A 13,196-nucleotide genomic window follows, 5' to 3' on the forward strand; every position below is an offset into this window, starting at 1 on the left:
ACATTAACGCGGTGTCGTGATAAAAAAATGAGCATAAAGAATGGCTGTCGAGACTTTTTCGACAGCCTGACAGACCGCCAATTTGGGCGGTCTTGTTTTGTTTAAAAGACTTATTTTAGAGAAAGTTGCTATTTAGGAAGTGGGGTATGCCTCGGAGGAGTTTACGTCCGCCTTTGAAACCCGTGAAATTACCAATAAATCCGATCACAGTTTCACGGGTTTCAACAGCGGCTGGAGGGGCATACCCCACTGTATTATATGGCAACATTTCATGCTTTGGCTTCTTCAGCAAAAAGACCGCCTCTATCGATATCGAGGCGATCTTTTTTCAATGCAGCTTATGCTTTTTCAGCCGACCAGAGAGATTCAATTTCCTCCAGTGACTTGCCTTTGGTCTCAGGAACTACACGCCAGGTGAACAGAACCGTGATCAAGGACATGATCCCGAAGATCCAGAAGGTCATTGCAGGTCCAGCCGAATTTAGCATGGGCGGGAACGACTGCGAAACGACGTAATCGGCTGCCCAAAGCGCCATAGAAGCTATGGCTGTAGCTCTGCCGCGAATCCGGTTAGGGAAAATTTCGGCTAACAGGACCCAAACGACAGGGCCGAGCGAAACGGCAAAGGCTGCGACATAGAGCAGGATGAAGATCAGCACAAGCGGTCCGGAGGTATGTCCCGTATGAAACGCGATGCCAATTACGGCCAGACAAAGCGTCATAACAGAAGAACCGACGAGCAGCAAAGCTTTGCGGCCTACTTTATCAATCAGCCATAGTGCCAGAATAGTAAACAAGAAATTAATGAATCCTACTAATATCGTCTGCACCAGCGATGCGTTCGTACCTGCGCCGGTTTGCTTAAAGATCTCCGGAGCGTAATACATGATGGCGTTAATACCGGTAATTTGCTGAAGAACCGCTAACGCTACGCCGACGATAAGAGCAATTCTAAGACCTGGACGGAACAATTGACGGATAGACGATCCTTTTTCCTGCTTGAAGCTTTCTTTAATATCCAATACCTCTTGACGGGCCAGCTCCTCCCCGTGAATCTTCAACAGAATCGGCAGCGCTTCAACCGGTCTGCCTTGCTTGATCAGCCATCTAGGGCTCTCAGGTACAAAGAAGAGCAGCACAAGAAATATAATTCCGGGAATAGCGCCGACTCCGAACATCCAACGCCATGCGGTAGATATGTTCCAGGCTTCATTCCCAGCCCCGGCAATGCCGGAGTTTACAAAGTACACAAGGAAAATCCCGGTAACGGTTGCAAGCTGATTCAAAGCAACAAGACGTCCACGGTATTTCGCGGGCGCGATTTCGGCATTGTACAACGGGCACAAGGTAGATGTAATCCCGATCCCGAGACCCCCGATCATGCGGGCGATGATATAGCCGGTGAATGTATCCGGAATGGCCGAACCGATCGATCCTATAACAAAAAGAATGGCGGCAGCGATCAGAACCTTTTTCCGGCCGAACCTGTCACTTAAAACCCCGGAGCTCGCTGCCCCGATAATACAACCGATAATAAGGCTGGATACGGCCCAGCCGACCTGCAATTCATTCAAGTCGAAGCGGGCTTGCATAAAGCCGATAGCTCCCGAAACGACGGCTGTATCAAATCCAAATAATAAACCGCCTAACGCGGCCACTATGGAAACGAGCGTAACGAACTTCATGCTTCCTTGTTCGGCTTGCTCGTCCGTTTTTGTCATGGTCATATCCATAGGAATGCTCCCCTTTCTGTCTTACCTCTGTTGCGAACGAGTTCATTATAGCACGCGTAAGAACGGGGACGGCGACCGATCGTCTTCACTTATTTGTGTTGTTCCTGCATTTAATTTGCCCTGATTTTTTAAAGGGATTCAAAACGGGAAAGGTAGCACATATTTGTTGCTTGGTAGCAAAAAAGTGCTTGGGGATCGGTAAAAACGAATGACGTGATATTGATGTGATCTAAGGACTTAGGGGGAAGTTATATTTTTTTGGCAGGGACGGCTGACATCAGTTGAAAAAAGGTAAAATAGGATATTTTTAAATTATTATGAAGTGGGAAGCGTATCTGGTCGATAAAAAGTAAAAGCTCACTGTGATTGAAAAGGGGCACCTTTAATCGAAATTATTGTTGAATCTTCAGCTTTTAGTTTTAAATATATCAAATTGATACTGGGAGGTGCGACTTATGCAAAGGAATTTCGCTTCCGACAGAAGCTTTGCTGCCCCAAAAAATAATAAAAGATAGCGATTTTTTATTTTGGCTTAATATGTTAGAAATAAAAGATAAAAAAGCAATAAAGAAAAATTAGCAATTGTTCAGCGTCTAGTAAACGACTGGAATAACCGGGATGTAGAACACCAAAAATGGAGAATCCTATATGCTGATGAAGATAGCGACTTACCGAGGAGATATTCTCGTACATAGATAGGGGAAAGCATTAAAATTGAAGGACGTGTTATGTTGCAAACAAAAAGAATTGGAATGATTTCATTACTTACTGGGACAGTGCTACTGATTTTATCAGTCTACCCCCTCTTTTCCATATTTCGAGAGAGTTGGTTGAGTTCCAATGTGAATTCAAGATATGATATAAAACCGGTCATTGATATATTCAATAAGCATGATGTTGCTAAAGAGCTAAAGTCAAAAAATATATTGGCCTCTCCGTTCGAATGGGAAGGTAACGTAATAGAGGTAATAACAAAAGATACTGGTAAGGATTCACCAAAGTCCAATGTTAAATTTAGAAAAGATAAACACATAATGTTAGTAACAATTAAAATCAATGGAAAAGAAGTAACTGAACCAACACAAGCTTGGCTTCCTCCTAAAATTGAGGAGGATAGTGATTATTTATCTATGCTAAATGTTGTTATAGTTTCTGATAAGAAAACCAGTAAACAACAATTAGTTATTGTCCAAAACTTGGTGGAAGATTGGAACGGATGGCAAATTGAATCGCAAAAATGGCGACTAATTTATGTGAATAAGGATAAGACAATAGGGGAAGAGACATTTTCTTATCCAGAACGTTCGGAACATTTGCTGGGTGTGAAGCTAGTACAGATTTCTTCACAAGCATCAACATTTATTGGGTATACTACTAATTACTACTTACCCAATATTTTCTATCCGCTCCTCTACCCTCTATTCACTTCTTTGTTAGGCTTCATACTACTTATAGTTGGGGCGATTTGGTACAAAAAAGTAACTTGACGCTTGTGTTTGTTATGGATGATGGGGTGAGATAGATTCGTTCAGTTCGATGTTTTCTTACTTTATCAAAAGTAAGGCGAAGTCACTTGAATGAGCCTTTTTCTACCTAGAATCCACGGAATAAGAAGTTTTGGAAATCAGGTACAGGCAGCAGAAAAAGTATGAATGACTATCCCTAGCCGAACTCTAGGGATAGTGCGTCCCCTCTCACCCCACCCCCAACACATCCGTTACTAATGCCAACACAAGCAGCAAACCCATAACCCCGCTGGCCGCGAAGGCCCAAGCTCTTGTTTTACCAGCGCTGCCGGATAATAAAGAACGTGCATACATAATAAACCCAATGACAAGCAGCAAAAGCTCCAACGCTATGCTGACGGCTGGAAGCTGCCATAACCCGAAACCAAGGAGAGGAAGGTTTCCTAAGTTGCCTGGGAGCAAGGGAAGGTCCATCCGATGCACTAGCAGATCGAGCAGCCAATGGCTGAAGACAACGGAGCCGATGACGAGGCCGCTGCGTTTTCCCCAGAAGGTTCGGGCCAGCAGGCCGGCAAGGAAAGAGATAAGGAGTGCCCCTGCTAAGGAATGGGTATAATCGGCATGGATAATGCTTGCCCCATATCCGGTTCCATCAACAGGCTCCATCGTTTCTACACCCGACAAGAAAAGCGGAACAAACACAACGTCCAGCAGCTGCGTGCTCAGCATGAGTGCCCACAATGGCACTTCCGGAGTCTTTGCTTTCACCGCGGCAGCCAGGCCGAAATGTCCTGCGAACATGTTACATCCCTTCCTTTCGTTGAGTGGAGCGGGCTCTGGAGTCCAGCCACCCGCATCCTGCGCTAAAAAGAATAACGAACAACAAAAAACTCATAGCCTTCCACTCCTTTAGGTTTCTGGTTAAGCAATGATTTCCGGGTTCTGTTTCATAGCTTCAATACCCGCAAGGAAGGTATCGATCAGCAGGCGGAAGCTGACATCGAGATCAAGCGGCAGTCCAAAGCCGCCTCGCTGTTCCAATGAAGCAAAACCATGCAGAAGGCTGCGTAATCCCCGTACGGCATGAATGGCGGCATCACCCTGCAGATCGTAAGCGTGCAGCACGCGTACGGCGAGGTCGACGATGTCTCCTCCGACCTTTTGGATCTCCATGTCCGCCGGTTCGGGGGCGCGAAGAGTTGCATCGTACAAACCCGGATGGGAGCGGGCAAATGAAATATATGCTTCGCTTATTGCGTGGACGGCGGCAGCACCGGACCGGCCTACGGCCGCGTGCGTCATGCAATCGAGCAGCTGCTCCAGCCCGTAAACGGCGAGCTTTTTGCGAAGACCGGGCAATCCGTTGACATGGTTGTATAGGGAGGGGGATTTGATATCCAGCTTTTGAGCCAGAGATGCCAGCGTAATCTCATCCAGCCCTTGAGAGTCGGCCATTTCTGCTGCCGCTTGCAAAATCGTGGACAAATCAAGTCCGATTCGTGGTGACATGGGTAAGCTCCTTTTCGAATAAAACTAATAATGTTAGTTTTATAATAACTAATGATATTAGTTTTGACAATAGGGTAATTCCATAAAATGAAAAAAATATAAGCTTATGTGGTGTTAAGCAAGAGGGAATTGCTTGAAGTACGTTTAGGTCGGCAATTATAATAAATAGAAAGTATGTTCGATAATGGACATGGCTCTCAGGAAGACTTTTTAGAAAATGCATGAGTGATTTGATACTAAAAAAGATCCTTGGAAATGAGGAATCCCATGACATCCTTATTCGAATTACATGCGGACGAGCCTAGGCTTCGTCAGTTATGCCTTCAAGACACCAGATTAGCTATGCTGGTCAGAGCGGTGGGTCCGTTAAACGTGCCGAAGAGAACGGACGGTTTTGAATATTTGGCCAAGTCGCTCATTAACCAGCAGCTTTCGGTCAAAGCGGCAGCGACGATCTGTCAGCGCGTGGAGCAGCAGTGCGGCGGGATCACACCAGATTCCATGCTCAATACATCGGAGGACATCCTGCGCGCCGCGGGCGTTTCCAGGCCCAAGATCGGATACATCCAAGGGCTGGCCCAGCTGGTCAAGCAGGGAGAAATCGACTTTGCCGCATGGGAAGGGATGAGCGATGAGGATGCTATCGAGGCATTGACGAAGATCAAAGGAATTGGCCGATGGACGGCGGAAATGTTTCTGATTTTTTTCATGGGCTGGGACAATGTTCTGTCGATGGGGGATGCCGGGCTTCGCCGTGCAGCGTTGTGGCTCTATGAAGGGGAAAAAGGAAACGGAGCCGCTGTGTTGGAGCAGCAAAGTGTGGCTTGGGAGCCTTACCGATCGATTGCCTCTTTGTATTTATGGGAAGCCATCAACCAGGGTCATGTCGTTGAGGGGCCGTATAGCAAATTTTGCGAGAAGCTCGCAGAGCAGCAGCGTGAATAGGGGAGCGGGTGAAGGGAATGACGCCTTTTACTAGGCAGGTGATCGATATTATTAAAGCCATACCGGAAGGGCATGTCATGACTTACGGGCAAATTGCGGAATTAGCCGGAAGCCGGAGAGCGGCGAGACAGGTCGTGAGAATTCTTCATTCGTCCAGTAAAAAATACAATCTCCCGTGGTACCGGGTCGTCAATGCCAAAGGCGAGATAGGGCTCCAGGGAGACGAAGCCCGTTTCCTGCAAATCATGCACCTGCAAAATGAAGGGGTCGCCGTGGACGACGAGGGCAAAATGGATTTGACCCGCTGGCAGTACCACCCGGAAGAATGAAGGGAATAAAAGTTAGCGGTTTATTAACGATCTGACTTATATACCTTGTAAACCATTAAGGGCATGTAGAAATTACCTGAGCTTGGGCTGGGGGAATACAGGCCTTTTTTAGCTTTTATATAGCCAAAAGCTTAATTCTCCTGCCCGCGATAATCAGTCGGAGTCATTCCGGTCACTTTTTTAAACACCCGGCTGAAATAGTTGGGGTCCTTGTAGCCTACCTCGAAGCAAACCTCTTTGAGACTTAATTCATTGGAAGCCATCAGCTCTTTGGCTCTCTCGATTCTAAGCCGGGTGAGAAAGTCGATAAAGGTTTCCCCTATATGCTGCTTGAACACTTTGCTGAAATAGTGGGGATTGAGGTGCACGACGTCAGCGACCTCCTCAAGCGAAATATCTTCGGTGAACTTGCTCTCGATGTAGCTTTTGGCTTTATCCAGGACATGGATCGTCTGTTCCTCGCGCTCCTCGCGAATGCGCTGCAAGGCAGACAGCACGTAGGACCGGTGCTCGGCGGATTCCCTGTGATCGCTTGCACGGGCAAGGGCAGAGCCTCCGCCGTGCTTGGTTACTTCTTCAAACAGGCAGACTTTGCCGCTCTCCTCAAAATAAGTCGAAGCAAAGACAGCTTCGAAATACGATTTGCGCAGTCCCTCGACATTCGAATGAGTCGAACCGATGCCGATGGAGGCTGTAAGTGCTAGTTGGCGTTCCGTCAGAGCGCATATCTTCTCTCCGTACTGCCGCAGGGTCGATAGCCAGTCCGAGCCCTGCGCGGCGGCAGCTTTGCTCAGAAAGACCGCCATATGCCGGTCGATGAAGGAGCTGACGAGAGAAGGTCCGGCAAAATGAGATTTAGCGAAGCTGCGGACCGTATCGTAGATTTTGGTCTTATCCTGCGAGTAAACATGATCGGAGAAGGCGATCACGATCGAGCAGCCTTGCTCCAGCGGGAAGCTCAGCCATTCGGACAGCAAGGGAGCGCTGGCTCCCGTCACCTGGTCTACCATGAACATGAGGGCCAGCTCATTCTCTACGAGCGGCTGCAGCTGAGAGACCTTGTCCCTAAGCTGAAGGTCCTCTGCCCGTTTCAGGCGCTCCCGTTCCAGCTCATCGACAAGCTGCTGCAGGATCTGAACGACTTGCTCCCGCCGCGCCGGCTTCACGATATATTCCTTTACGCCGAGGGTCAGCGCTTCTTTGGCATAGGAGAAATAGTCGTATGCGGTGACGAGCACCATCTTGGTCTCGGGCAGCAGCCTTTTGATCTCCCGAAGCGCATCCAGACCTTGAATGCCGGGCATATTGACATCCATCAGCACGATCTGCGGGCGGTGCTCTTCCGCCCGTTCAATGGCCATCCGGCCGTTCTCGGCATGAATGACTTCGAACTGGCCGGGCAGCATGTTCTGAACGATCCATTCGAGCCCTTCGCGCTCCAAAGCCTCATCATCGGCTATCAACAGACGATACATCGGTCGGTTCACTCTCCTTTCTATCAGGGATACGGATCAGAATACGGGTTCCTTCCCCAGGCTTGCTTTCAATGTGGATCAGATCATTCCGTCCGTACAACAATTGCAGACGCTTAAATACATTCGCCGTCCCCAGTCCCGTGGACGGTTTCTTCGCTTGCTCCGATGCTTCTCCGACAGCGGGGCGTACGTTCCCCTCCAGACGGAGGAGCCTTTGCCGGACGTCCTCACTCATTCCGGCGCCGTTATCCTCGACGGCCAGACAGACACCTTCGGCATCCCGCCAGACGGCGATGCGGATCATGGCGCCTTGCTCCATGCGCTCAATGCCGTGCAAAAAGGCGTTCTCCACCAATGGCTGAATGGTAAGGGCGGGAATGGGCGCCGATAGAGCGGAAGCATCGATATCCATTTCGAAACGTACCCGGTCGCGAAAGCGGGCCTGCTGAATCGCGATATATTCTTTCAAATGATCAAGCTCGTCCTTCAGTGTCACCGGCTGGTCCAGCTTGCTCAAGTTATAGCGCAGCAGATTGGACATGGATACGATAAGGTCGCTCGTTTTCTCGGCTCCTTCAATCAACGCCAGCTTGGAAAGCACATTGAGCGTATTGAACAGAAAATGGGGCTGGATCTGGCTTTGCAGCGCCTTAAGCTCCAATTCCTTCACGAGACGGTCCTTCTCGAGGCTTTCCTTATCCTTTTCAATGAGTGCGGATAAATCCGCCATCATTTGCTGGAAGGTATCGGATAATATCCCCAGCTCATCCTCCGAACGAGGGGGAGCGGCTTCGCTGGCTGACTCCAGCTGGCCTTTGGATACACGCTGGGCCATCCGGACAAGGCGGCGAACCGGTCCGGTAATGCTCCCGGATATCCATAAGGCGAGCCCGATCCCGAGCAGCGTGTTGACGATAAACACGGCGGCTCCCAGCCGGTTCAACCGGTTGTTCTCCACTTGAAGCTGCTGGTAGGCAGGCTGGTACGAGCTCAGCTCCAGATCGACGAGGCTTTGTCCGGCCTCCCGGATAAACCCGAGTGTGGATTCCGCTTCTTCATAATGGCTTAACGCCATGGAAGGAGAGTGCTCCAGGGAGGAGGAGAGAGAGGCCTGCTCCTGCTCCTTCAGCGTATCCAGCATGTGAACGTAGCTTGTCAGCTCCGAAGGGTGAAGAGAGGACGGGAGCTGTGCCGAGAGCTCCTCGCGAATGGCGGCCAGTTCTGCTTGTCCCCGTTCGAGCTCGGTTGTATCAGTTCCTTCCGGATTCAGCAAATAGCCGTACAGCGACTTTAATGTTTGCTCGGCCGTTTGAGCGGACTGCTTGTACTGCAGCATCCGGTGCATCATGCGGTCATAGCTGGTCTGGACGATCTTCTCGCTCTGAAAGACGAAGAAGGTCACGGCATTAGCCAGCAGCACCAGCAACGGGATAAACAGCAGCAGCTTGGTGCGGATCGTCATCGGCAAGCGCCTCCTGCCGCGCCGTTCAGCGTAACCTTGTCAAGAAGCGTGACGGCAATAAAATGCTCCTTCTCCGGAGCTTGACCGCTCCAATATTGCTCCAGCAGCTTAACCGCATCGAAGCCCATCCGGTAAGGCTGCTGCACGATGGAGGAAGCGATTTTGCACTGGCGGATGCCCTCTTTCGTCTCCGGAAGGTCGTCGAAGGCATAAATTTGCAGATCGCTCCGCTTAGCCCGTTCCGCGGCTTTCATCATGCCTATGCCGTCCAAGGCGCTGAATCCGACCATGATCTGCATTTGCGGATGGTCCTTCAGCATATCGGCCGCTTGCTGCTCCGCCTGCAGCCGGGAAATATTGGACGTTCGCACTTCCGTAATCGCAAGGGCAGGATTATGGCCGATAGCCTTACGGAACCCCTCCAGCCTGAGCTGCTGGCTCTGTGCGGAGCTTCCGACAAGGACACCGATGCTGCCTGCGCCCCCGGCCTTTTGGATGACAAGCTCACCCATCCGCTTGCCTGCTGCTTCGTTGTCCGTGCCGACGTAGGACAGCCTCCTACTGGCCGGCTCGTCTGTATCCACGGCAAGGACGGCGATGCCTTGGGCAATCGCTTTATCGATCCACTGCCGATACTGCGGATCGCCAAGGCCTTGTACCAGAATGGCATCGGCCTTGGCCGCAATCGCCTTCTCCAACAGCTTCGCTTGCTCGGCCGGATTGATGCGGAAGGAGCCGGTATACTCCAGCTCCCAGCCGTTCTGCTTCACAGCGTCGCGCGCTCCCTGCTCGACGGATCTCCAAAATGGGTTATCCAGCTCCTGCGAGATGAGTACAATGTGGCGCGGAGCCGGTTCCGATACGGCCGCCGGCGGCTTCACCAGCTCACGAATCCGCAAGGTCGAGAACAAAAATTGCAGCAGCAGGCCGATGAAGACTATGGTAAGAACTAGAAGGCTTATGGACCATTTTCGATTCGACATGCTTGCCTCCGTGCTGCTATGATAAGACGCCGCTAGACGTTTTTCTTCTTATCTAATTATACAAAACTGGCGGCGGAATCCCAAACGGACGAAGCAGCAGAGCAAGCCCGGAAGGCAAGTCTTTACTAATCCGGGGCTTTTTCATAAACTGATACTAGAGTAAAGAGTCTGTGTGACCGGCTATCGGCCAAATCTAAACAGGACGGAAGGAGCTGCAGCATGAGTTCTGCGATACATCAACAAACAGGAGTGTTTCCATCCGTATGTTCTTTGGATTGCCCTGATCAATGCGGTTTATTGGTGCATAAGGAAAACGGGAAAATTGTGAAAATCGAAGGAGACCCTTCGCATCCGGTAACCCAAGGGGCTATCTGCAACAAGGTCCGCAATATGGGCGAGCGGATTTATGACGCCAAGCGTCTTCAATATCCAATGAAACGGACGGGGAAAAAGGGAAGCGGGCAGTTCGAGCGCATCACGTGGGAGGAAGCCATCGAAACGATCACCTCTCATTGGAAAAAGACGATTGCAGAGTACGGCTCGGAAGCGATTATGCCTTACAGCTTCTACGGGAACATGGGATTGATCGGAACGGAAGGGATGGATCGGCGGTTCTTTCACCGTCTCGGTGCAACCCGGTTAAAATACTCGATTTGCTCTGCGGCCGGCTCGGAAGGCTACAGCTATACGATGGGCGCCGGTGTCGGGACCGACCCGGAGGAAACGGTTCATACGAAGCTGTTCATCATGTGGGGGATCAATACGGTCAGCACCAACATGCATCAGGTGGTCCTGGCCGAAAAGGCGAGAAAGAACGGAGCGCAGGTCGTCGTGATCGACGTTCACAAAAACCAGACCGGACGCTGGGCCGACTGGTTCATTCCGATCAAGCCGGGCACGGATGCAGCGTTGGCGCTTGGTCTGATGCATATTTTGTTCGACGAGAAGATGACGGACGATGCATTTTTGCAGGAATATACGGTAGGCCATGAAGAGCTGCGCCAGCATGTGCGGCAGTATGATCCTGTCACAGTATCGGGGATCACCGGTGTGCCTGTAGAGGACATTTATAAGCTGGCCCGGATGTACGGGCAAACCTCGCCTTCGTTCATTCGAATCGGTAACGGCCCTCAGCATCACGATAACGGGGGCATGTGTATCCGCACGATCTCGTGTCTGCCTGCCCTGACAGGACAGTGGCTTGTGCGGGGCGGGGGCGCGATCAAGGGCAACGGCTCGGTATTGGTGCATAATGAGTTCGCTCTGATGCGTCCGGACCTGCTGCCGGGCAAGGTCCGCCAGGTCAATATGAACCAGCTGGGAAGCGCGCTGCTGGAGCTGGACCCTCCTATCCGCTCGATGTACGTCTACAATTCGAACCCGGCCGTCGTAGCTCCTGAGTCGAATAAAGTAAGGAAGGGGCTGGAGCGGGAAGACTTGTTCACCGTCGTCCATGATCTGTTCCTGACAGAAACGGCGAAGTATGCGGACATCGTGCTGCCGGCGACATCGGCGTTTGAGAATACGGACTTTTATGCTTCTTATTGGCATCATTACATTCAAATTCAACAGCCGGTGATCGAGCCTTACGGCGAGAGCAAGTCGAATGTCGATGTATTTCGCCTGCTGGCGCAGGCTATGGGCTTTGAGGATCAGGCGCTGCGGGATACGGACGAGGAGCTGATTCGCCAGGCGTTGGATAACCCCGCGAATCCGGCGATAGCGGGAATTACCTACGAGGCCCTTGTGGAACGGCAGTATGTCAAAGCAGATGTGAAGCCGCTGTTTCCAGGCAAGCTGCAAACGCCGAGCGGCAAGATTGAGCTGTATTCCCAAGCGATGGAGAAAAAAGGATACCCTCCATTGCCGACCTATACGCCGCTGTGTGAAGATGAGGACCTGCCGTTCCTGTTCATTCCGGGACCAAATCATAACTTCCTGAACTCGACATTTTCTAATAACGAGAAGCATGTCCGCATGGAAAAGACGCAGAAGCTGCATATGAATGCGAAGGATGCTGAGGCTCGCGGCATTCAGAACGGAGAGCTCGTGCGTGTATGGAACAGCCGCGGAGAATGTGAGCTGACCGCCTCGGTAGGGGAAGATGTGCTGCCTGGCGTTGTGGTGAGCCAAGGGCTTTGGGCGGACGCGCCGGGCGGGAAGAGAAACGTCAACGCCCTGACCCCGGACCGCATAGCGGATATGGGAGGAGGCGCGACCTTCTTCTCGGGCCGCGTGCAGGTAGATAAACTATTAGCCAGTTCAAGTTAGCGTTCAGTTGAGCACTTATCAATAGATACAAATAGACCGTACCAGCGTAGGGATAAGCTCCCCTTAGAGCAGCAGGCTTTTATTATGTCGCCTGTCTACTTGAAGGGGAGCTTATCTTTTATACAGCAGGTACGGTCTATTTTTGGGATTGTGGCGTATTAGCGGCGCCGGCCGGCCCCCGCAAATAGTCCAAAAAGATTTGCTTCATCACCAGCAGCTGGGTTTCCGGCTCCATGTCGGATTCCAGCATGGCGATGTTTTTTTGCAGGGACAGCTTCTGCGCGAAAATACCGAATGCATTGGCCATCGTCGATAACGTATCCGGAATGGAGATATCCGAACGAATCGAGCCATCGTGTATTCCTTCTTCCATGATGCGGTGATAGATCGCCGAGATCTGATGATATACGGCGTTGAATTTATCGATATCCTCCAGCGGCTCCGGCGATTGGGCGGCATAGCTCTGGAAGGCTTCAAGAAGCCTGGTCCGCTCCCCGCGAGTTTCGCGGCTGAAGGACACGAAATGATCAAACACTCGCTCCAGCTTGCTGAGGCAGCTCTCCTGCCTTGCGGCTATTTCCTCGAATACAGGCGCTTGAGACTCCATAAGGCGGGTGGCCACGGCGACGATCAATTTATCTTTCTTGGGAAAGTACCGAAACAAGGTGGCAATGCCCACATTATCTTCTTTGGCGATGTCCTGCATGGTAGCCTTTTCGAAGCCTTTTCTCAGAAATACACGTTCTGCAGACGCGATAATGCTGCTGAGTCGCTGCTGCTTGCCTTGAAGCCGCTCCTGTTCCCATCTGCTCTTAGGGTCCATTAACGTTCAACTCCTCAACCATGTCATGTCATAATTGATAGCCATGCTATCAAAATGACCAATCGTTGTCAACTTCACCTGCTTTTTCTTGCATGGAAAGAAGGGGGACGGATTGAAAAGAATAATGGCTAGTGATATAATCAATATTGTAATGATAGTCACACTATCATAAAGGTAGTTATGCTATCATTATCCCGATT

11 protein-coding genes are annotated in these 13,196 nt (G+C 50.7%); 4 read left to right on the forward strand and 7 right to left on the reverse strand.

Going from position 1 to position 13,196, the window contains the following annotated elements:
- Positions 1–338 precede the first annotated feature (338 nt).
- Positions 339–1,733 (reverse strand): sugar porter family MFS transporter, encoded by a 1,395-nt coding sequence (locus ABEA66_RS11275; RefSeq protein ID WP_377740702.1) that lies wholly within the window; start codon positions 1,731–1,733, stop codon positions 339–341.
- Positions 1,734–2,461: 728 nt separating this feature from the next.
- Here ABEA66_RS11275 and ABEA66_RS11280 point away from each other — a divergent pair.
- Positions 2,462–3,220, forward strand: a complete 759-nt coding sequence (locus ABEA66_RS11280; protein ID WP_345587616.1) for a hypothetical protein — start codon at positions 2,462–2,464, stop codon at positions 3,218–3,220.
- A gap of 207 nt (positions 3,221–3,427) precedes the next feature.
- On the opposite strand, the gene ABEA66_RS11285 is transcribed toward ABEA66_RS11280, so the two are convergent.
- Both ABEA66_RS11285 and ABEA66_RS11290 read right to left on the reverse strand, forming a co-directional pair.
- Positions 3,428–4,000, reverse strand: a complete 573-nt coding sequence (locus tag ABEA66_RS11285) for a permease (RefSeq protein ID WP_345587617.1) — start codon at positions 3,998–4,000, stop codon at positions 3,428–3,430.
- Positions 4,001–4,120: 120 nt separating this feature from the next.
- On the reverse strand, positions 4,121–4,708 hold the full coding sequence (locus tag ABEA66_RS11290) for a TetR/AcrR family transcriptional regulator (RefSeq protein WP_345587618.1): 588 nt from the start codon (positions 4,706–4,708) through the stop codon (positions 4,121–4,123).
- A gap of 267 nt (positions 4,709–4,975) precedes the next feature.
- Here ABEA66_RS11290 and ABEA66_RS11295 point away from each other — a divergent pair, with 267 nt between their 5' ends.
- Positions 4,976–5,653, forward strand: coding sequence for a DNA-3-methyladenine glycosylase family protein (locus ABEA66_RS11295; protein ID WP_345587619.1), 678 nt, complete (start codon positions 4,976–4,978; stop codon positions 5,651–5,653).
- A 17-nt stretch (positions 5,654–5,670) separates the two neighbouring features.
- Positions 5,671–5,982 carry an MGMT family protein gene (locus ABEA66_RS11300; protein ID WP_345587620.1) on the forward strand — a complete coding sequence of 104 codons (312 nt, stop codon included), beginning with the start codon at positions 5,671–5,673 and terminating at the stop codon, positions 5,980–5,982.
- Between the two features lie 131 nt (positions 5,983–6,113).
- On the opposite strand, the gene ABEA66_RS11305 is transcribed toward ABEA66_RS11300, so the two are convergent.
- From ABEA66_RS11305 to ABEA66_RS11315, 3 genes are read right to left on the reverse strand one after another with little or no spacing between them, the layout of a single operon-like run.
- Positions 6,114–7,457: an AraC family transcriptional regulator gene (locus ABEA66_RS11305; protein WP_345587621.1), complete on the reverse strand. Its 1,344-nt coding sequence runs from the start codon at positions 7,455–7,457 to the stop codon at positions 6,114–6,116.
- Positions 7,432–8,919 carry a sensor histidine kinase gene (locus tag ABEA66_RS11310; protein WP_345587622.1) on the reverse strand — a complete coding sequence of 496 codons (1,488 nt, stop codon included), beginning with the start codon at positions 8,917–8,919 and terminating at the stop codon, positions 7,432–7,434. The genes ABEA66_RS11305 and ABEA66_RS11310 overlap by 26 nt, the downstream gene beginning before the upstream one ends.
- Positions 8,916–9,902, reverse strand: a complete 987-nt coding sequence (locus ABEA66_RS11315) for a substrate-binding domain-containing protein (RefSeq protein WP_345587623.1) — start codon at positions 9,900–9,902, stop codon at positions 8,916–8,918. The genes ABEA66_RS11310 and ABEA66_RS11315 overlap by 4 nt, the downstream gene beginning before the upstream one ends.
- 219 nt (positions 9,903–10,121) lie before the next feature.
- Here ABEA66_RS11315 and ABEA66_RS11320 point away from each other — a divergent pair, with 219 nt between their 5' ends.
- On the forward strand, positions 10,122–12,173 hold the full coding sequence (locus ABEA66_RS11320; RefSeq protein WP_345587624.1) for a molybdopterin-containing oxidoreductase family protein: 2,052 nt from the start codon (positions 10,122–10,124) through the stop codon (positions 12,171–12,173).
- A 136-nt stretch (positions 12,174–12,309) separates the two neighbouring features.
- On the opposite strand, the gene ABEA66_RS11325 is transcribed toward ABEA66_RS11320, so the two are convergent.
- The gene (locus tag ABEA66_RS11325; protein ID WP_345587625.1) at positions 12,310–12,996 is read right to left on the reverse strand and encodes a TetR/AcrR family transcriptional regulator; all 687 of its coding nucleotides are present in this window, start codon (positions 12,994–12,996) and stop codon (positions 12,310–12,312) included.
- Between the last annotated feature and the right edge of the window lie 200 nt (positions 12,997–13,196).

This window comes from Paenibacillus vulneris, from assembly GCF_039543185.1.
GTDB classification, from domain to species: domain Bacteria; phylum Bacillota; class Bacilli; order Paenibacillales; family NBRC-103111; genus Paenibacillus_S; species Paenibacillus_S vulneris.